Annotated in this window: 19 protein-coding genes; 14 read left to right on the forward strand and 5 right to left on the reverse strand. The window is 66.6% G+C overall.

What is annotated here, in order from left to right:
* Positions 1-50: 50 nt before the first annotated feature.
* Both R2733_06015 and R2733_06020 read right to left on the reverse strand, forming a co-directional pair.
* Positions 51-1436: a serine protease gene (locus R2733_06015; protein MEZ5376053.1), complete on the reverse strand. Its 1386-nt coding sequence runs from the start codon at positions 1434-1436 to the stop codon at positions 51-53.
* 80 nt (positions 1437-1516) lie between these two features.
* A complete protein-coding gene (locus R2733_06020; protein MEZ5376054.1) occupies positions 1517-4531 on the reverse strand; it encodes an AAA family ATPase in 3015 nt (1004 codons plus the stop codon).
* Here R2733_06020 and R2733_06025 point away from each other — a divergent pair.
* The 11 genes from R2733_06025 to R2733_06075 are packed head-to-tail and all read left to right on the forward strand — an operon-like array spanning position 4530 to position 15096.
* Positions 4530-5483, forward strand: a complete 954-nt coding sequence (locus R2733_06025) for a methyltransferase (protein ID MEZ5376055.1) — start codon at positions 4530-4532, stop codon at positions 5481-5483. The genes R2733_06020 and R2733_06025 overlap by 2 nt on opposite strands.
* Positions 5480-7105: a PEP-utilizing enzyme gene (locus R2733_06030; GenBank protein MEZ5376056.1), complete on the forward strand. Its 1626-nt coding sequence runs from the start codon at positions 5480-5482 to the stop codon at positions 7103-7105. Before R2733_06025 ends, R2733_06030 begins: the two co-directional genes overlap by 4 nt.
* Before the next feature lie 50 nt (positions 7106-7155).
* Complete coding sequence (locus R2733_06035) at positions 7156-8757, forward strand: NAD(P)/FAD-dependent oxidoreductase (protein MEZ5376057.1); 1602 nt, start codon at positions 7156-7158, stop codon at positions 8755-8757.
* Positions 8758-8803: 46 nt separating this feature from the next.
* Positions 8804-9526 (forward strand): DUF4129 domain-containing protein, encoded by a 723-nt coding sequence (locus R2733_06040; protein ID MEZ5376058.1) that lies wholly within the window; start codon positions 8804-8806, stop codon positions 9524-9526.
* A gap of 5 nt (positions 9527-9531) precedes the next feature.
* Positions 9532-10041: a hypothetical protein gene (locus R2733_06045; protein ID MEZ5376059.1), complete on the forward strand. Its 510-nt coding sequence runs from the start codon at positions 9532-9534 to the stop codon at positions 10039-10041.
* 35 nt (positions 10042-10076) lie between these two features.
* Positions 10077-11075, forward strand: a complete 999-nt coding sequence (locus R2733_06050; GenBank protein ID MEZ5376060.1) for a MoxR family ATPase — start codon at positions 10077-10079, stop codon at positions 11073-11075.
* Positions 11072-12370 (forward strand): DUF58 domain-containing protein, encoded by a 1299-nt coding sequence (locus tag R2733_06055; protein MEZ5376061.1) that lies wholly within the window; start codon positions 11072-11074, stop codon positions 12368-12370. The genes R2733_06050 and R2733_06055 overlap by 4 nt, the downstream gene beginning before the upstream one ends.
* The gene (locus R2733_06060; GenBank protein ID MEZ5376062.1) at positions 12367-12912 is read left to right on the forward strand and encodes a hypothetical protein; all 546 of its coding nucleotides are present in this window, start codon (positions 12367-12369) and stop codon (positions 12910-12912) included. Before R2733_06055 ends, R2733_06060 begins: the two co-directional genes overlap by 4 nt.
* Before the next feature lie 60 nt (positions 12913-12972).
* On the forward strand, positions 12973-13854 hold the full coding sequence (locus R2733_06065) for an LLM class F420-dependent oxidoreductase (protein MEZ5376063.1): 882 nt from the start codon (positions 12973-12975) through the stop codon (positions 13852-13854).
* Between the two features lie 9 nt (positions 13855-13863).
* Positions 13864-14244 (forward strand): nuclear transport factor 2 family protein, encoded by a 381-nt coding sequence (locus R2733_06070; protein ID MEZ5376064.1) that lies wholly within the window; start codon positions 13864-13866, stop codon positions 14242-14244.
* 54 nt (positions 14245-14298) lie between these two features.
* Positions 14299-15096: an SDR family NAD(P)-dependent oxidoreductase gene (locus R2733_06075; GenBank protein ID MEZ5376065.1), complete on the forward strand. Its 798-nt coding sequence runs from the start codon at positions 14299-14301 to the stop codon at positions 15094-15096.
* Between the two features lie 19 nt (positions 15097-15115).
* Here the strand turns inward: R2733_06075 and R2733_06080 are convergent, their stop codons facing one another.
* The 3 genes from R2733_06080 to R2733_06090 are packed head-to-tail and all read right to left on the reverse strand — an operon-like array spanning position 15116 to position 17906.
* Positions 15116-15535, reverse strand: a complete 420-nt coding sequence (locus tag R2733_06080) for a PaaI family thioesterase (GenBank protein MEZ5376066.1) — start codon at positions 15533-15535, stop codon at positions 15116-15118.
* A 45-nt stretch (positions 15536-15580) separates the two neighbouring features.
* A complete protein-coding gene (locus R2733_06085; GenBank protein ID MEZ5376067.1) occupies positions 15581-16648 on the reverse strand; it encodes a DMT family transporter in 1068 nt (355 codons plus the stop codon).
* 34 nt (positions 16649-16682) lie between these two features.
* Complete coding sequence (locus R2733_06090; protein ID MEZ5376068.1) at positions 16683-17906, reverse strand: acetyl-CoA C-acetyltransferase; 1224 nt, start codon at positions 17904-17906, stop codon at positions 16683-16685.
* Positions 17907-18263: 357 nt separating this feature from the next.
* Between R2733_06090 and R2733_06095 the strand changes: the two genes are divergently transcribed.
* The 3 genes from R2733_06095 (at position 18264) to R2733_06105 (ending at position 20642) form a co-directional block, all read left to right on the forward strand.
* Positions 18264-19019, forward strand: a complete 756-nt coding sequence (locus tag R2733_06095; GenBank protein ID MEZ5376069.1) for an amino acid ABC transporter ATP-binding protein — start codon at positions 18264-18266, stop codon at positions 19017-19019.
* A gap of 87 nt (positions 19020-19106) precedes the next feature.
* A complete protein-coding gene (locus tag R2733_06100; protein MEZ5376070.1) occupies positions 19107-19961 on the forward strand; it encodes a glutamate ABC transporter substrate-binding protein in 855 nt (284 codons plus the stop codon).
* Positions 19962-19988: 27 nt separating this feature from the next.
* Positions 19989-20642, forward strand: a complete 654-nt coding sequence (locus R2733_06105; GenBank protein ID MEZ5376071.1) for an amino acid ABC transporter permease — start codon at positions 19989-19991, stop codon at positions 20640-20642.
* Positions 20643-20651 lie beyond the last annotated feature (9 nt).

The raw sequence follows: 20651 nt of genomic DNA on the forward strand, positions 1-20651 counted from the left end.
GGTTCGGGCAGGCCGGCGGCGATCAGGCGGCACCCGGCAGGCGTCGACGATCAGCCCAGGACCTGGGCGACGAACGGGGCCTGGGCGTCCTCGGCGCCTTCCTCGTAGTAGATGCCCTCGATGGTGTCGTCACCGGTGATGACCGCCTCGTAGATACCGCGTAGCAACTGGCCGTCCGATGCCTCGTAGGCGTCGTCGACCAACAGGATCGAGCCGTCTTCGAAGATGGTGCCCTGGAGCTGGAACGCGTTGCCTTCCCAGTCCGACGTCCCGACCAACGACCCGTCGTCCAGCACCTCGATCACGAACGTGTGCGCATACGGGTCGCCGACCTCCCCTTGGAGTAGCAGCCGCTCCGCTGCCGCTTCGCTGGGGACATCGACCCGCACCGCCTCGATCGGCAGCGCCTCACCCACCAGCGCACCGTCGTCGAACAGTTCGAGCATCTCTCGGATGTGATGCACGTGAACCCCGAAATTGTTCGCAGCTGCGGCTTGGCGATCGATGGTGAGCGACCCATCGGCGGACGGCGTTGCGATCAGGTTCACCGTGCCTGCGTTGTTGATGCCGATCACCTTGCCGCAGGCGACGATCGATGATCCCGACGTCCCCGGCGTGGTCGGTGCTTGGTGCTGGATCACATCGACGTTCTCGTTGTCCACCGTTGCGGTGTCATCGTGACTCCGCAACGCCGTGATCTGACCGTTGAGCGAGGTTGCCTGCGGCACCGTCTCGCCCGGCACGATCTCGATGAAGTCGGTGACGTCGCCCGGGAAGCCGACGATCTGCACTTCTTCCCCAAGCTCCAGCTTGACGTCGTCATCGGCGAGTTCGAGCCGGACCGGGAGTTCGTCCCGAGTGCTGAAGAGTCCGATGTCGGGCGAGGTGAGCGGATCGCCGCTGTAGTCCGGGTGCGTGACCTCTTGGAGCAACTCGACCACCGTTCCGGTTCCGGCTTGGATCGCCAACGCCCGCTCCAGCTGGGCACCCTGCTCGGCGAACTCGACGAACGCTTGCGTCACGTGCGCGTTGGTGACGAGTAGGCGTCGATCGACAGCCCAGGCCGTCCCGATCTGGAAGTGCACCAACTCAGGACCGGTGTCGCCGTTCACGATGGCCTCGCCGTAGACCGCATAGGTGGCAGCATTGACATTGGCGATGGAGTCACCCAGGTCGGGACAATCCGTGGCGCGGGTTTGCTCGGCTGCGGCGACCGAGATCGGTGCCTGCTCGGCCGTGGTGGACGTCGTCGCCGTCGAGACCGTCGTCGACACGGCTGCGCTACCGACGACATCTCCACCACCTCCGCACGCCGAGGCCGCGAGCGCCGCAGCGGCAACGGCCACCATTCGACCTCGCCGCTTGACGGACGGTGGTCGGCAGCTGTCGGACTGATGCTTCGGGAGGACGTGGTGTTGAGTAAGTGATTCGAACATGCTGCGACTCGACCACGCAGGCCACACCGATCGCATCGGTAGTGGGTGCGTATCGCGGGTCGCGACCGTGCGTATCCCAATCAGCGAATGCTGCGGTGCCCTTGCTCCGAACGCAGATCGATCGCGTCGCTACGCAGGATGGGTGCCAGATCCTGTCGCGAGGAGACACCGAGCTTCGTATAGATGTGATCGAGGTGGCTGGTCACGGTCCGGACGGAGATGAAGAGTTGATCGGCGACCTCGCGGTTCGTCATCCCCGCCATCACCAGTTCCGCCACCTGACGTTCACGTTTGGACAGTCGCTCCGCCGGCGTCGACGAATCGTCGCCAGATTGTCCATCGAACAGGCCCCGCTGACGAAGGAGCAGCGCCAACTGGTCGGCTCGTCGCGAGACGTCGAGCTCGCGGAGACGCTGCTCGAGGTCCACCACCGCGGCGTCATCGACGGGGTCGAATGGCTCGAGCAGGACGGCGCTCCTCGCCGCTTCGATCGGGAGACCTCGCTCGATGAACCACGAATGTGCCCGACGCAGGAGTCGAGCACCGAGCTCGGCGTCACCAACGCGTAGCGCCACCTCGCCGTCAAGGCGGTTGGCCAACGCATGCGGAAGATCGACACCGTCGGGATCGACGGCTCGAAGCGCGTCGGTCGACTGCCGCACTGCTTCCAGGTCTCGACGCGCAACATCGGCGACGGCGTTGGCCAGGTAGGAGGCCAGCGGCAGGCCATCGTGCAACCCCAGCGCTGGTCTCGGAGCAGCAGCGACGGCGTCGAGGTCGCCGACCAATGCCACTCGCATCAGGTGCGCGCACTCGATGTAGCGCCTTGTGCCCCGCTCGCCGCTCGCCAGGCATGACTCGATGGTGGCGATCAGATCCGGGTCTTCCAGCGCGGCGAGGTCGCCGGCCGCGTCGTGGGTGGCAACCAGCTGATACGCGTGGAGCGCAGTCACCCGTGGATTGCGAGCAGCGGCGTAGCCGAACTCGAACTCCGTCTGTAGCGCGGCACCGACGTCGGCGCGGGCAAGCAGTCGGTTCCATCGCAGAACGGCCAGCCGCCACGTACGCGGCACCCTGGTCGAGTCGACCCATTCGAGGTAGTCTCGCTCGAGCTGCTCACTCTCATCCCAGCGGCCTTGGGCCATGGTGGTCTCGATCAGGCCGTTCCACCCGACGGCGCGGAAGCTGTCGATCGTCGTCGGCTCGTTGGCGAACCGCCCGTAGAGCTCTGCCAGCTGCTGCAGCGTCGCGGAGCGGAGCCGTTCATCCAGCTCGAGGAGCATCTCGGCGTGGCGTGCCACCGACTCGTCATCGGAGGACGCCAGTTCCCGAAACGACCGCATCGGTTCGTCGTCGACAGGGACCTGCGCACCGCTGCGCGACGCGATCGCGAACTGGCGGAACCGGATTCCCAGGCGCTGCAGGTCAGTTCCCTCCTCGGCGACTCGCTGCGCCAGTTCTTCGATCCAGGTCTGGTCGTGGATGTTCGCAAGGAACAGAGCGTTGGCGAGAACCTCGGCGGCACCGAGCGCGCCGTCGACGTCGCCGATCGAGAGGCACTCGTCCATCGCCTCTCGTGCGAGCTGGCGGGCGATGCCATGGTGCCCACGGTCGTGCCAGGCGATCGCGAGCTCCGAGGTGATGGCGGCGGCAAGAGGATCAGGTCTCGGCTCCCGGACCCATCCGAGCGTCGCCGTCAAGAGATCGGTCGCCTCGATCAGCTCACCGCGACGCAATGCGAGCTCACCTGCAGATCGCAGAGCTCGAGCGACGGCAACCTCCGACCCGACAACTCGCACGGCGCGCTCACCGGCACCGAGCAGGTGATGGGCGAATCGATCTGGATCGTTGGTGACGAACAGACGTGCCAGACGTTCGTGTCGGGCCTGGCGATCCGTGGTGGTCAGCTGTTCGACGATCACATCGGCCAGGACCGGATGCTCGAGCGACCATCGTGGCACGCCTTCGATGACGGACTCGACGACGAGTCGACGACGAGCCAGAGGCCCGAGTCTGCTGGTGTCGACACCGAGTGCGACGAGTTCCGTCTCGGCGATCGGCTCTCCGTGCAGAGCGAGCATCTGCAGGATTTCTTGCTCGTCCTCGGTGCTTCCGGCGAGTCGGCCCGCCATCAGGTCGGGCCCGAAGGTCGAAGGTGGGATGCGGGTCCCGTTGAACTGCCAGGCGGCGCCGACCCTCGTGACATCGCCTTGTTGCTGCATCTGGCTGAGGGCTTCGACGAGGTAGAGCGGCGTCCCGCCGGTTCGCTCGAGGAGTAGCCGGATCAACTCCGGCGGCACTCGTCCCTCCCCGAGGACCGACGCTACGACATCGGATACCCCAGCAGCGTCGAGAGGTTCGAGCGTGACCTGGGCGGCACCATCGCGACGCACGCGAGTAAAGAACCGTGTCGCCTGTTCGTTGGCATCGTGATCGTCGTGACGGACCCCGAGGAGTACGGCGACAGGAACGTCGTGCACCGATTCCGCCAGGAGCGACAGGAATTCGACCGTCGCATTGTCGGCCCATTGCGCGTCATCGATCGCGACCGCCACCGGTCCATGGGTCGCCATTCGATGGATGAGCGTATGGAGTGCGTGGAGCAAACGGGGCCGCTGGAGCGAAGCGTCGCCATGTTCCGGCGGCACCAGCGGCAGACCATCGAACAGCGAAGCGAGCGAATGCAGGTTCGCCGTCAAGCGCTCGACATCGGCATCGGCCCGCATCGATGGCCCCAGCGCTTCGACGATCGGTCCGAAGGCCACAGGGATCTGGAATCGATAGGCCCGCCCCGACAGCACTCGCACCCCCACCGGATCGCCGAGGGCCGCTCGGAGGAGGGTGGTCTTGCCCGCTCCCGCCGAACCGCTGACGAGCACGACCCGCCCTGCCCCACTCGACAGACTCGATAGGGCGTCCTCAATCAGACCGAGCTCCCGTCCACGAGCGGGAAGCGACTGTTCCACCTTCCACTGGCTACCACTTCGACCCGCTTCCGGCAACGGTTCCGGTCTCGCTACGTAGTCGGTCCCGGATGCGTAACCGTGGCGATACCGATGCCCAGCACGCGCTCGGCGACGTTGAGTATGGGACATGACGGCCTCTCCGCTCAGACCATCGACCGCTACGAGTCATGCGCTCACCGTCGCCGCTGCGCTCGGCGCAGCACGGGAAGCGGGACTCGTTCGGCTCTTGGATGACGGTCCGATCGGCATCGATGCCCTCGCAGGCCGAACCGAGTCACATCCACGAGGCGTGCGACTCGTGATGGACGGACTCGTCGCTGCCGGAATCGTCGACTCCAGCGGCCAGGGCTATCGGTGGCATCCGTCGTCAGCGGCCGATGATCTCGAGCAGCTATGGCTCGGTATGACCCATCTGCTCTCGACGGGGAGTGCACCAATCAGCGTCGATGAACCGGACGTGGCCGGACGGCTCTACCCGCCCGTCGTCACTGCGATCGCTCGGCATGCCGAGCCGGCAGCAGAGCGAGTGTCCACGCTGGTGGAGTCCAATGCTCGGGTGCTCGATGTCGGCTCTGGTGCTGCGCCATTTGGGATTGCCGCCGCAGGAGCCGGCGGTGTCGTCACCTTGCTCGACCTGCCCGAGGTTGTCGACGTGGGTGCGACACGGGCCCGCGACCTGGGCCTTGCGGTGTCGACCATCGCCGGCGATGTGTTCGACACCTCGCTCGACCCTCGGCTGGCTTCCTCGTTCGACGTGGTGGTGATCGGTGGCTTCTGTCGGCTCTTCGACGCCGGCAGGGTTGAACGGTTACTCCAACGAGCAGCTGGCTGGCTCACCCCCGAAGGCCGGCTGGTCATCGTCGATGCCGTCGACAGCTTCGAAGCCCGGCAACGGGGCATCGGAATCTATGCACTCAACCTCGCCACACGTACCAGAGGTGGCGGCATCCACTCGTTCGCCAGCTTCGCTCGCTGGTTGGAGCGGGCGGGCTTCGCCCATCTCGAACTCATCGCCTGCGAACTCGTCGAGACCTCGATCATCTCGGCAAGACTCGTCAACCAGGAGGGACAACCATCATGACCGTCAGCGTTCCAGAACTCACCTGGGAGCCGCCCGATGGCGGTGTCTGGGAGTACGACAACTCACACCAAACGGGCGTCGCCACCGCCGTGATGGCCGAGCTCATGCCACGTCCCTACGAACAGGGCTTTCGGCGAGCGTTCGGCGAACTCGGGCTTCCGCTTTCCCACTCGGAGATCGCGTACATCAACGGGCGGGCGTATTTCAGCATGTTTGTCCACGGCGCTCCACGAAGGCCCGGCAATCCGCCGCCCGATCTCGTCCTCAAGGTGCTCACCCGGTTGCTGCCATCGTCGAGGAGGCGAACGCGTATCGCCGCCCAGGCACGAAGCGAGAACCAACCAATGCTGTCGGTCGCTCGATGGAAGGGGATGCGGTCGGGCTGGATCGAACGCGTGCTTGGCTTCCAGGACGTCGATCTGGCAGCGCTCGATGACCCAGCACTCGCTGCGCACCTCGGTGGTGTCTTCACACTTGCTCGTGAGGGCCTCCGCCTCCACTTCGAGTTGATCAACATCGCGGGTGCGTTCGGTCGCTACCTCGTGCGAGTGCGCGAGTGGGGGCTCGACCCGAACGTCGCCATGGCGGCGGTCATGCACGGGGTCCCGGTTCATGCCGAGGCACACGAACGGATGATGGCAATCGTTGACTCGATGGAGGGCACCTCGGTGCCGAGTCTCGATGCGGTGCGCAGTCACAGCACTGTTGCCGCCCGTGCGCTCGACGAATACCTCCGATTCCACGGCTCGTGGGCGACGACCGACGACGCCAACGCACCGACGCTCGCCGAACAGCCCTCGGTGCTGCTTCGAGCCATCGCCAACCACCGACCGCCACCTGCCGTCGATGCCGACGCGCGACGCTCCGTGCGAAGCGAGGTTCCCACTGCTGATCAGGCCGAGTTCGACCGGTTGAGCGACGAGGCCCAACAGGCCCACGCGGCGATGGAGGACAACAGCGCCCTGCTGGGAAGCTGGCCGCTCGGTCTTCTCGGTCGAGCGATGCGCGAAGCGGCTCGTCGGCTTGCAGCGAGCGGACGACTCCCCGACGAGGACTCGGTGTGGGCCTTGACGTCGCCGGAGGTCGCCGGCTTGCTCGACGGGTCGACCTCGCTCGACCGCTCGTCGATCGAGGCCAGGGTTGGCGAGCGAGCAGCACTCGTCGACATCGACCCGCCCCGCCACCTCAACGGTGAGCCTGGTTCGCCGCCTGATTCCTCGGTCTTCCCCGAACCGGTCGCGTACTGGACCGATGCGATGGGAACGTTCATCGAGGCAAAGATGCACGCCACTCGAGCGACAGGCGTCGGAACCGCACCCGTCACCGGGCGTGCTGTCGTGGTCGAATCGGCGCACGAAGCGTTCGAGCGCATCGAGCCCGGCGACATCCTCGTGACCCGCGCCACCAATCCGGCGTTCAACGCCATCATGCCGATGCTCGGCGGGCTCATCACCACCGATGGCGGGCCGGCCTGCCACGCGGCCGTCGTCGCCCGAGAACTCCAGCTGAGTGCGATCATCGGACTCGGTGATGCAATCGACCGACTTCCCGACCACGCCACCATCCGGCTCGACCCGCAGCGAGCCACCGTGACGGTGGTCGAAGCGAAGGCGACCGCCTGACGCCGAGTTCTCTTGCGCCCCCGCGTGCCTCCTTCTTAGGGTTGGGCGCCATGACCGAGCAACGAGACGTCGTCATCGTGGGCGCCGGGTTCAGCGGGCTCTACCTGCTGTACCGCCTCCGTCAGGAAGGCTTCGACGTCCATCTCGTCGAGGCCGGCTCGGGCCTCGGTGGCGTATGGAACGCCAATCGCTATCCGGGCGCCCGCGTCGACTCGCACGTGCCGAACTACGAGTACTCGATCGAAGAGGTGTGGCGCGACTGGAACTGGCCCGAACGGTTCCCGAGCGGTGTCGACCTGCGCCGCTACTTCCGCCACGTCGACGAGGTCCTCGGGCTGAGTGCCGACATCTCGCTCGACACCCGGGTCGAGGCGGCCACGTTCGACGAGTCCCAGCGCCGCTGGCACATCTCGACCGATACCGGCCGCCAGATCGACACGCGCTTCTTCGTGCTCTGCACCGGGTTCGCGTCCAAGCCCTACGTGCCCGACTTCCCGGGCCTCGCCGAGTTCGGGGGCGAGTGGTATCACACGGCCCGCTGGCCTGAAGACGAGGTGCCGCTCGCCGGGCGACGCATCGGCGTGATCGGCACCGGTGCCAGCGGCGTACAGGTGGTGCAGGAAGCGAGCAAGGTGGCACGCGAGCTGGTCGTGTTCCAGCGCTCTCCGGTGACCGCCATCGCCATGCAGCAACGCCAGCTGAGCGTCGAGGAGCAGGCCGAAGCGAAGAAGACGTACCGAGAGGTGTTCGCTCACCGGAACACGCCGCCGGGCAGCATGACCGATGTCCTCCGGCTCGACATCGGTGCGTTCGACGTCACGCCCGAGGAGCGCGAGCGCATCTATCAGGCGGCGTGGGACAAGGGTGGCTTCCACTTCTGGGTCGGGACCTTCAACGACATCCTCGCCGATGAAGCGGCCAACCTCACTGCGTATGAGTTCTGGCGGGATAAGGTCCGGCCACGCATCGACGATCCGGCGGTTGCCGACTTCCTGGCTCCGATGTCGCCGCCGTACCCCTTCGGCACCAAGCGACCGTCGCTCGAGCAGGACTACTACGAGGCGTTCAATCAGGACAACGTGCATCTGGTCGACCTGCGGTCCACCCCGATCGAACGATTCACCAACGCTGGCATCGAGACCTCCGCAGCGTCGTTCGATCTCGACCTGGTCGTGTTCGCCACGGGGTTCGATGCCAATACCGGCGGTCTCACGCAGATCGACCTGCGCGACACCGACGGCGTGTCGCTCTCGGATCGTTGGGCGGGTGGCGTGTCCTCCAACCTCGGCCTGTCGGTGTCCAAGTTCCCCAACATGATCATCATGTATGGCCCGCAGAGCCCGACGGCGTTCTGCAACGGGCCCACCTGCGCCGAAGTCCATGGTGAGTGGATCGTCGATCTCTTCGAGCACATGCGAGACGAGCACCTCACCCGGATCGAGTCGACTCCCGAAGCCGAGCAACAGTGGACCGATCACGTGGCCTCGGTCGCTGCGTCGAGCCTGTTGTCGAAGGCCGACTCGTGGTACATGAGCGCCAACATCCCCGGCAAGCCGCGACAGCTGCTGAACTTCCCGGCGACCGACTCCTACCTTCGACACCTCGCCCGTCGTCAGGCCAACGGGTACGAAGGGTTCGTGTTCGCCTCGTGACTCATCGCAGTTCTTCGGTTCGCGGGTCTGAGGGTATGGTCGCGCCATGAGTCGTCGGGCCGCGCTGTTCATCGTCGTCGGCGCGCTGATCAGCCTGCTCTTCGCCACAGTGACGACGAGCGGAAAGGTGGAGTTCGCCGAGCGAGCGCCGACATCTCCCGACGCTCCGGGAGTCGTCATCGACGACACGACGTCACCTGCGGGCGAACCGCCGCAGCTGGTCCCCGTCGAGCGGCGCAACACCAGCGGGCGCATCCCCGCCACGATCCTGCTGTGGCTTGGCGCCACTGGCGCTGCGCTCGTGGTGCTCTACGTGCTGTATCTCCTCCGCGACCTCTTCGCGAACATCCCGGGGCTGCGTTGGAGCCGCCGCTTCGGCCAGGACACCGCCTTCGACGTGCTCCCCGATGTTGCGGCTGCGGTCGTCGACGAGGCCGACGCACAACGAGCCGAGCTCCTCGCCGGAGAACCGCGTAACGCCATCGTGCGATGCTGGCTCCGCCTCGAGCACGACGTCGCATCGGTGGGCCTCGTCCGCCACCGTGCCCAGACCTCGGCCGAATTCACCGAGAGCGTGCTCGCCGGCTACAGCGTCGACGGTGAAGCGATCCGCACGCTGGCCCGCCTCTACCGGGAGGCCCGATTTTCGCGCCACGAACTCGGTGAGACGGCCCGCAGCGACGCGCTCGACGCGCTGGACAGGCTGCACCAGTCGTTGATCGTGGCGTCATCCGAGCCGTCGGTGGACGACATGGCCGCTGCACGGTGAGCGGGATGATCCGCATCGCCGACCGAGCAGTGCACCCCGTCGCCGTGCTCGCAACGGTGGCAGGCGCCATCGGTCTGCTCGTCGCTGCCCCTCGGCTGCTGCTCATCATGCTCGTCGGAGCGGCCGCCATCGTTGGCGTCGTGTTGGCCGTCGAGCTCGCCCCGTCATCGCGAGCCATCGTCTGGAATGACTTTCGACGCTCGAGCTCCGAGCGCCAGGCGTCGGATCGTCGCGTCCAGGTGCTCAAGGCACGCCTTGGCCGCACCTTTCGAGCATCGTCGGTCGCCGCAGGCAGTGACGACACCGACGACGACGAACTGGGCGACGCGCTCGTGCACGTGATCGACGACCTGCTGCTGGACCAGCACGGCGTCGACCGAGCGGGCGACCCACAAGCTGCGGGGCGCATCCTCGGACCCGAGCTGGCTCGGTTCGTCGATGACCCTCTCGTCCGCCGTTCGATGGTCCGCCGTCGTTCGCTGGCTGCGACCTTGACACTGATCGAAGCGCTCTGACCCACCCATCGACTCTCCATCCGGAACATCACCACATGCCACCTCTTGAACTGTCCAAGGTCTCCGAACTCTCTGCCGCGATCCTCGATGAAATCGAGACGGCCGTGATCGGCAAGCGTGATGCGTTGACGATGGTGCTCGCCGGTCTGCTTGCCGGCGGCCACATCCTGCTCGAGGACTTTCCCGGGCTGGGCAAGACGCTGGCCGCACGGTCATTTGCACAGACGCTCGGGCTCGACTTTGCCCGGGCCCAGTTCACGCCCGACCTGCTGCCTGCCGACCTGACCGGCTCGTTCATCTTCGACCAACGGGTGAACGAGTTCTCGTTCCGGAAGGGCCCGCTCTTCACCGGGCTGCTGCTGGCCGACGAGATCAATCGCACACCTCCCAAGACGCAGGCCGCACTCCTCGAAGCCATGCAGGAACGGCAGATCACCGTCGAGGGGGAGACCTTCCATCTCGCTGTGCCATTCCACGTACTCGCCACGGCGAACCCTGTCGAGTACGAGGGCACCTATCCCCTGCCCGAGGCCCAGCTCGATCGCTTCATGATCCAGGTCAGCTTCGGGTACCCGAGTCCCGAAGAGGAATGGGAGGTGCTGCACCGACGACTCGATCGGCAGCGCGAGGAGCAGACGCTGCGTCGCATCGTCGATGCCGACACGCTGGCCACCATGCAGGCGGCGATCGAACACGTGGAGGTCGACGAGAGCGTCGGCCGGTACTGCGTGGCGCTCGCCACCGCGACCCGCACGCATTCGCATGCGCTGATGGGCTCGTCGCCCCGAGGTTCGCTCTCGCTCATGCTGATGGCCCGAGCCCATGCGGTGATCGACGGCCGCGATTTCGTGACGCCCGAAGACGTCAAGGCGGTGGCGATTCCGGTGCTGGCGCATCGCGTCGCGGTCAAACCGGAGCTCTGGATGAGCAATGCGAGCGGAGCGTCGATCGTGGCCGACGTGCTCGGATCGGTACCGACCCCGTCCGTGCTCGAACCGGCCCGTGCCGACGCGACCCCGATCGACCACCGGTGAGTTCTGCCGCCGTCGGCGCATGGCGAGCGAGCCCCGCCCACTTCCGGGCGGTGGTCATCGGTGTGCTCGGCGTGATCGCCGCACTGGTCTTCCGCTCCCCTGCGCTGCTCGTTCTCGCGGCTCCGTTCGCCTATATCGCAGCGTGGGGCACGGTCACCCGCCCGAACCGCAACCCCTCGTTGGCCGGATCGCTGTACCCCACCTCGGTTCGCGAGGGCGAGGCCGCAGCATGGACGGGTCGACTCGACCACATCGATGGGGTCGACCACGTCGTGCTCTTCGCCCAGTCGCGAGCATGGGTCGAGACGCAGCCGTCGTCGGGTGTCGTGAGCGTCGACACCGATAGGTGTACCGACGTCGAGCTGTCCCTCCCCATGCGAGCGGTCCGCTGGGGTCACCACGTCGTCGGCCCGATCAACGTCGTGTCCTCGAGCCCCTGGGGCGCCTTTCGATCCAGGGGGCTCGATGCCGGCAAGCGGCTGACGGCGCTGCCCCTCCCCGATGCCTTCGACGCCGCACACTCGGGTTTGCGGGCAAACGGGCTGGTCGGCCTGCACCGCTCGACCCACCCGGGAGACGGCAACGAGTTCGCCGGCATTCGGCCCTTCCAGACCGGCGATCGCCTGCGGCGGATCAACTGGCGCCGATCGCTTCGGAGCAGCGAGCTCCACGTGACAGCCACCTACGCCGATCAGGACACCCATCTCATCCTGCTCGTCGACGCCCACACCGACTTCGGTGAGTCCGGAGGCATCGATGGGCAGGCCTCGAGTCTCGACACCACCGTCCGAGCTGCCGGCGCGATCGCCGAACACTTCCTGACCCGGGGCGATCGAGTCTCGCTGCGGGTGTGGGATTCCCGCTTCAGCGCACACGTCAATCCTGCGGGCGGGGCTCGACAGCTCCGGCGCATCCTCGACGTCCTTGCCGCGATCGAGCCGGGCGAGAACCGTTTCGTCTCGATCGCGACCGACCGCTCGGTGCTTCCCGGTGACGCCCTGGCGATCGTGTTGTCACCCTTGGTGTCGCCCTCGGTGCTGCAGCGGGCCAACACCATTGCCAGCCACGGTCTGAGTGTCGCGGTGATCGACACGCTGCCTCCAGACGTCCATCTCGATGACGACGCCGCCACGGCGTTGGCGTGGCGCATCCGTCTGCTCGAACGCCACCGTGAGGTCCGCTCGATCCAGCGGGTCGGCGTACCGGTCGTGACATGGGCCGGGCCCGGCAGCCTGGATCCGGTCCTGCGTGAGATCGCCCGCCGCTCGTCGGCCCCTCGACTGGCCCACCGATGAACGCCGGATCCCTTCAGTACGCGGTCGACCGAGTGGTCGACGCCAGCCCGCAGCAGTGGTTGCTCAGGATCACCGCCACATGCGCCGCGATGGCAGCGATGGGAGCCGCAGGCGCAGCCGGGATTTGGTCGGCGCTCGGCTTCGTCATCGTTGCCTTGCTCGCTGCGCTGTCGTCGCTCCGGCCGGATTCGCACGCCGTCGTCGTCGTGGACATCATCATCATCGCCTCCCTGCACGCGGCGATCGACGACCCGGCAACGCCGTGGCTCCCCGTTGCTGCGCTCTGCCTGACGATCCATCACACCGTCACCGCCTTGGCGGCCTCGATCCCCATCGGCGGCGAGCTTCCCGTGTCGACCCTGGGTCGCTGGGTCCGTCAGACCGCCGTCGTCGCCGCATGCACCTTGGCGCTGTGGCTTGCCGTCGTCGTGCTCGACCGTCGGGATCTTCCTGGTAGCGCGCTACTGACGGCAGTCGCCCTGGCGGTCGCAGCCGGCGTGGCGTTGCTCGTCAGGGACGGGAGCATCGACGAGTCACGGTGATCGGTGCCGTCGGGCTGCTGTGCCTGTCGCCGAGGTCGACGATCGGCTAGACCAACGGCCATGCATCTCGACTACCACCTGTGGCGCTTCGACTGGTCTGAGGGCCCTGCAACGATCGGACCCGACATCGCCGATCTGGCCAAGCGGGCCGAGGCAATGGGGGTCCGCACGTTGTCATGCATGGATCACTTCTTCCAGATGGAGGCCGTCGCCCCCGCCGAGCAGCCCATGCTCGAGGGCTACACCACGCTGGCATTCCTCGCCGGCCAGACAACGACCCTCCGGTTCCGGCTGCTCGTCGGCGGCGTGACGTACCGCCATCCCGGCGTGCTGGCGAAGACGGTGACCACGCTCGACGTCCTGTCCGGTGGGCGGGCCGAATTCGGGATCGGTGCCGCCTGGTACGACCGCGAACACCTCGGGCTCGGTGTCCCGTTTCCGCCGATGGCCGAGCGGTTCGAACGACTCGAGGAGACGCTGCAGATCGTCAACGCCATGTGGGCCCCGGGGGCCGAGCCCTACGAAGGTCGTCACTATCAATTGGCCGAAACCCTGTGCGTGCCGGCACCCGTGAGTTCACCTCGGCCCCGGATCATGATCGGCGGCGGCGGTGAGCGAAAGACGCTGCGCATGGTCGCCCAGTACGCCGACGCCTGCAATCTCATGGGGACGCCCGCCGAGGTGAAGCACAAGCTCGACGTGCTTCGAGATCACTGTGCTCGGCTCGATCGCAACCCCAACGACATCGAGGTGACGGTCATGTTCCGGCCACCGACCACCGATCCGGACGCCATGATCGGCCTGGCCGAGGAGTTCGCCGCCATCGGCGTCTCGACCCTCATCACCGGCGCCACCGGACCGGACCCGGCAGGTCACCTCGAGTCGGTGCTCGGGCCGATCGCCGACCGCATCGCTGCCATCGAACCGGCAGGTCTGGGTTAGTTTGCGGCCATGACTGACCACGCCGAGGCTGCCCTTGACCGACTGATCCAAGCGATCGGTGCCGGAGACCCCGATGCGGCCCGAGCCGCCTATCACCCCGACGCCACGATCTGGCACAACTACGACCAGATCGACCAGAGCGTCGACGAGAACCTGCGCACACTGTCCTGGCTCATCACGTCGATGCCCGAACGACGCTACGAGGACGTGGTTCGGCGCTCGATCGAAGGTGGCGTCGTGCAGCAGCATGTCCTCCGGGGTGCAAACGCGCTCGGCACGCCGGTCGAGATGCCGGCCTGCCTATTCGCCTTCGTCGACGACGACGGCCTCATCACCCGGATCGAGGAGTATGTCGACACCGCCCAGTCGCAGGTGCTCTGGGAGCGCTGACACCGTCAGCTCATCCGTTCGTGCGTGACGCACCGACGTGACAAACTCGCCGCCATGACGCAGAGACGGATGGACGGACGAGTCGCAGTGATCACCGGCGGTGCGAGCGGCATCGGCCGCGCCTGCGCCGTGGCGATGGCGAACGAAGGCGCATCGGTCGTCATCGGCGACCTGCACCTCGACGTTGCGGGAGAGGTCGTCGCCTCGATCGAATCGAACGGGGGCACCGCACATGCGGTCGAGATCGACGTCACCGATGCCCCGAGCAACGAGTCCCTGATCGCCGAGGCCTTGGATCGTCACGGTCGCCTCGACGCCGTGGTCGCGGCGGCCGGCGTGTCGCACGCCGGCTACGAAAGCGGCGCCGGGATAGAGCGCGACGGCAGCGGCCTGCTCGACCAACCGGTCGCGGCCTGGCAACGGGTCATCGATGTGAACCTGACCGGGGTCATGATGATCAACCAGCTGGCAGCACGAGCGATGCTCAATGCCGGCAACGGGGGCACGATCGTGAACATCGCATCGGCAGCGGCCAAGGTTCCGCTGCGGGGTGCGGTCGACTACTGCGTGTCGAAGGCCGGTGTCACCATGCTGACCAAGGCGTTCGCACTCGAGATGGCGCCACTCGGCATTCGGATCAACGCCATCGGCCCCGGCTACATCGAGACGCCGATGACCGCCCGCATGCGAGGCAACGACGACGCCCGGCAGTGGATGCTCGACATGACACCCATGGGCCGCTTCGGTGACCCGAGCGAGATCGCCTCGACCGCCGTCTTCTTGTCGAGCGACGAATCGTCGTACATCACCGGGCAGGTGTTGTTCCCCGCCGGCGGCATGTTCACCGGCTGAGGAGCCAAGCCGACGGCGGTCAGACCCGGTTCGGCACCAGGCGGACCGTCGAGCTGGCCTTGGCCAGCACGTTGCCTTCGGTGTCGAGCAGGCGACCTTCGGTGAACACCGTTTGCTTGCCGGCACGTTCGATCCAGCCCTCGGCGATGACGACGCCCGGCGTGGCCGGGCGGAAGAAGCTCACCTTCACTTCGAGCGTGGCGATCCAGTAGTCGGTGGTGTAGCGGGCGATGCAGGCACTGGCCATGGCGGAGTCGATCCAACCGGTGACGAAACCACCCTGAGCCACACCGCCGGAATGACACATCTCGGGCGCGCAGGTGAACTCGAGCACGGCACGACCGGCCTCGCCATCGGCCACCAGCTTGCGGCCGCCGCCGAGCGTCTCGAGCACCTCGCTCTCGCCCTCGGCCGGCTCCTGGTCGTTCGTCGTGTTCATACTGGGGTCCCCGCTGTGCGCTGCATCGATCGGCGCACCACTCGATCAGTTCGGATCCGAGACGTCAAACCAGTCCTCGGGCATCGCATCGTGGAGATGGCGGTGGTGGAGATCGGGCACGTGCGGATGCACATGGACGCGTGGTTCGTGTCGGTGCGGGTGAGCGTGCCGTCGAGCGACGGGATGGCCGTCGTGATGCTCATGGTGGCCATCGTCGTGGGTGTGCTCGTGGTCGTGCTCGATCGGCTCGTGTCGATGGGCATGGCCGTGCGCCGACTCGATCGACAACGCCACGCCGGCGGCGGCCAGGACCACGGCGACGAGCTGGACGGCGGTGACGGTCTCGTCGAGGACCGTCCACGCGATCGACGCCCCGATGAACGGCGCAGTGGCGAAGATGATCTGGCCACGGGCCGCTCCCAAGTCCCGGGCCCCTTTCACCCACAGCACGATCGACACGCCATACCCGACGGCACCGACGAGCAACGCTGCGGCGACGGTCGCAGCGTCGATTCCGGATCGGCCGCCGAGGGAGAGTCCGAGCGCCACGTTGGCTCCTCCGGCGACGAGACCCTTGAGGAGGACGATGTGCTCGGGACGCAACTGGTCGATCGTTGCGGTGACGCCGTTGTCGATCCCCCAGGCGACGCACGCGGCGGCGACGAGGGCAGCACCCAGGCTGATGCCGGCGCCCGGCTCGGCCACCAACAGCACTCCGGCCGCGGTGACCAGGCCGGCGCCAGTCACGACACGCCAGCCCAGGTGCTCGCGAAAGATGGTCGCTGCGAGCGCCACCGTGGCGGCGAGTTCGAGGTTGAGGAGGATGGATGCCGTGGCGGCGGAGGTCCGGGCCAGCCCGGAGACGAGCAGCGCCGGACCGACCGCTCCACCGGCCACGACGGCAACGGCTGCCGGCCGCCACTCTCGTCGGAGGGCCGCTCGACTCGGTGGTGATTGCACCACCTGGGGAGCAACGGCGAGCCCGGCGCCGAGATACAACAAGCCCGCCAGCACCAACGAAGAAACCTCACCGGCAAGCGCCGACGCTGCCGGCGCCGACGCGCCGAACAGCGCAGCGGCGACCAGGCAGCGAATGACCCCGGTGCGGTTCACCTCATCGGGGGCGCCTGGAGCGAACGGCCGATCGTCAGATCCGCTCGATGATCATGGCCGGCGCCATGCCACCGCCGGCGCACATGGTGATCAGCGCGAACTGACCATCGGAGCGCTCGAGCTCATCGAGCGCGGTACCGATGAGCATGGCCCCGGTGGCGCCAATCGGATGGCCGAGCGCCATGGCGGCGCCGTTCACGTTGACCTTCTCGCGGTCGAGGTCGAGGTCACGCTGGAACTTCTCCGATACCACCGCGAAGGCCTCGTTGATCTCCCAGATGTCGATGTCGTCGATCGTGAGTCCGGCCTTGGCGAGGACCTTGCGAGCGGCCGGCACCGGCGCGTTCAGCATGAGGGTGGGGCAGTCGCCCATGTTGGCGGTGGCCACGACACGGGCCCGAGCCTTGAGACCATGAGCCTTGGCGTAGTCGGGGCTGGCCCACAGGATCGCCGCCGAACCGTCGACGACACCCGAGGAGTTGCCGGCGTGATGGACATGCTGGATGTCGACGTCGGGGTACTTCTGGTTGATCAGCTCACGGAAGGTCTTGGAGTCCTCGGAGTGGCGATAGTCGGCGACGGCCGGGAAGCTCGGCGGTAGGGAGGCCAGCGACTCGGCGGTGGTGCCGGGGCGGGGGAACTGTTCACGATCGAGGGCGATGGTGCCGTCGAGGTTGTAGACCGGCACGAGGCTCTTGTCGAAGCGGCCCTCGGTGATCGCTCGATGGGCACGAGCCTGCGAGAGCGCGGCGAGCTCGTCGAGCGTCTCACGCGAAATGCCCTCGATGGTGGCGATGGCGTCGGCGCACACGCCCTGGTGCGACTGAGGGTGCAGTTCCTGAAGATGCGGGTTGTTGGCGCCCATCGGGAGGACACCCTTCTTGGGCAGCGACATCATCTCGGTCCCACCGGAGACGACGAGGTCTTCCATGCCGGCCATGACGGCGGCGGCTGCGATGTTGGCGCTCGTGATGCCCGAGCCACAGAAGCGGTCGAGGGTCATGCCAGAGGCTCGTACGTCGTAGCCGGCATCGAGTGCCGACATGCGGCCGAGGTCGCCGCCCTGCTCGCACACCTGGGCGCTGGTTCCCCACACGACGTCGTCGACGTCGCCGGTGTCGATGCCGGTGCGTTCGGCGAGTGCTCGCAGCACGGTCGAGCCGAGGTGCTGTGGGTGGAGATGCGCAAGCGCACCCTTGCCTTGCTTGCCGATTCCGCGGGGCGTGCGACAAGCGTCGATGATCAATGCTTCACCCATGGTGAGCCTCCTGAGGTGTGGTCGAACCCGGTGGTCGAGCTGCCACAGCTTCGATCACGGGAGCGGTCAAGGCAATTCGCCGCCCGGTGATGATGTTCTTGCGCACCAACCGTCCGCGCTGAAGCCCAAACCGGCGAACTGTCCGCACTGAAGCTCAGAATCGGGCTCCAGTGTGGACAGTTCAACGAGATGGGCTCCCGTGCGGACAGTTCAAGGGGACCGGCGCTGGGGACCCGGACTGCTAGGTCAGCGGGAGGGGTCACTGGCGCGTAACCCCGAGTTCACACACAGGAATCGGCCCGGCTGAGCGACCGGCCGTGCACCCGGTGTAAGTTCGACCATGGTCCGAATTGGGAGATGGCAGCGATGACCAAGGGTGATCCGCTGGTCGTGATGTCCGGCATCAACAAGTGGTACGGCGACATGCACGCCCTCAAGGACATCGATCTCACGGTCCACGAGGGCGAGGTCGTGGTCGTCATCGGCCCGTCAGGTTCGGGCAAGTCCACACTCATCCGAACGATCAACCGTCTCGAGCCGATCCAGGAAGGTGAGATCCGGATCGACGGCGAGTTGCTGCCCGAGGAGGGAAAGGGGCTGGCCAAGCTTCGAGCCGAGGTCGGCATGGTCTTCCAGTCGTTCAACCTCTTCGCCCACAAGACCATCCTCGAGAACGTGACCCTCGGACCGATCAAGGTCCTGAAGATGAAGAAGCCCGATGCCGAGGCCGAGGCCCGCATCCTGCTCGATCGCGTCGGTGTCGGCCACCAGGCCGCCAAGTATCCGGCCGAGCTCTCCGGCGGACAGCAACAGCGAGTGGCGATCGCTCGTGCGCTCGCGATGAAGCCCAAGGTGATGCTGTTCGACGAGCCGACGTCGGCGCTCGACCCCGAGATGATCAACGAGGTGCTGCAGGTCATGCTCGATCTCGCCGAGCAGGGAACCACCATGGTGGTCGTGACCCACGAGATGGGGTTCGCCCGCTCGGCTGGCGACCGCATCATCTTCATGGAGTCGGGCGCCATCGTCGAAGAGAACGAGCCCGAGGCGTTCTACCAGAATCCGAAGTCCGAGCGAGCGAGGAGCTTCCTCTCGAAGATCATCCAGCACTGACCGGTCGGCGGCCGTCCTGCGCCGACCGCTGAGAACCCGACGACCGTCTCGGTCGCCGGTCAACGACAAAGGGAGAGAGAAAACCCAATGAAGACAAGCTATGCAGTGAGACTCGGCGCCGTGGTTGCGGGAGCGGCGATGTTCGCAGCGGCCTGCAGCTCCGACAGCGCCGGCTCAGGCGGCGATGCCTCGGCCGGCGACAGCGGTGGAGGCGAAGCGAGCGGCGAGACCCTGAAGGTCGGTGTCAAGTACGACCAGCCGTTGTTCGGGGTGAACACCCCGGACGGTGTGGTCGGCTTCGATGCCGAGATCGCCAAGATCATCGGCGAAGAGCTCGGTCGACCCGTGGAGTTCCAGGAGGCGGTCTCCGCCAACCGTGAGACCTTCCTCGAGCAGGGCACCGTCGAGGTCGTGGTCGCCACCTACACCATCAACGACGCCCGCAAGGAGAAGATCAGCTTCGCCGGCCCGTACTACGTCGCCGGACAAGACATCATGGTTCCCGCCGACAACCCACTCGGCATCGCCGGCATCGATGATCTGAACAGCGCCGACGTCACCGTCTGCACGGCAGAGGGATCCACGTCACTCGAGAACCTCCAGTCCATGGCACCCGACGCCGACATCGTCACCTTCGACACCTATTCGAAGTGCGCCGACGCCATGGGTCAGGGTCGAGCCGACGCCGTCAGCACCGACAACGTGATCCTCCTCGGCCTCGCCTCGGAGTCCGACGGCGCCTACGTGCTGGTCGAGAACCCCTTCACCGAGGAGCCGTATGGCATCGGTGTGGCCAAGGACTCGCCACTGCGCTGCGAGATCAACACGATCCTCACCACCATCTATGAGGACGGTCGTTGGGCCCAGGCCTACCAGGACACCATCGGGACGGTCGTCTCCACCACGCCGGAGCCGCCGGCGGTCGACAACGAGGGTTGCTGACCTCATGAGCCGCCCCGGAGGGACACGATGAACTTCGATCGCGTCTTCGACGAATACGGCGACCAGATCGCGAGCGCGACCTGGACCACGGTGTCGCTGGCTCTGCTCAGCTTCGCCCTCGCCCTGGTCGTCGGGATCGTCATCGTCTCCCTCCGGGTCAGCCCCATCCCACCGCTGGCGCGCTTTGCGTCGTGGTACGTCTCGTTCTTTCGCAACGAGCCACTCATCGTCATCTTCTTCCTGGCGTACTTTGCGCTCGGCGAGATCGGTCTGGTGTTCGACGCCTTCCCGACCTCGGTCGCCGCTCTCGGCCTCTACACCGGCGCCTACATGGCGGAGGTGCTGCGATCGGGCATCAACGCGGTGAGTGCTGGCCAGATCGAGGCCGGCCGCGCCATCGGGCTGAGCTTCATCCCGCTGCTCACGCTGATCGTCGTGCCACAGGCGCTCCGCACGGTCATTGCTCCGATCGGCAACCTGTTCGTCGCCAACTTCAAGAACACCTCGATCGCCCTCACGATCTCGACCGTCGAGCTCACGGCCGTCACCAGCCGGATGCTCAACGCCTCGATCGGCACGTGGACGGTCCTGTTCGTGGTGACGGCCATTTACCTGATCTTCCTGCTGCCCTTCGGTTGGCTCTTCCGCCGGCTCGAAGCCCGATACGCCATCAAGCGATAGGACGAGGAG

Source organism: Acidimicrobiales bacterium (genome assembly GCA_041394265.1).
Classification (GTDB): Bacteria; Actinomycetota; Acidimicrobiia; order Acidimicrobiales; family SZUA-35; genus JBBQUN01.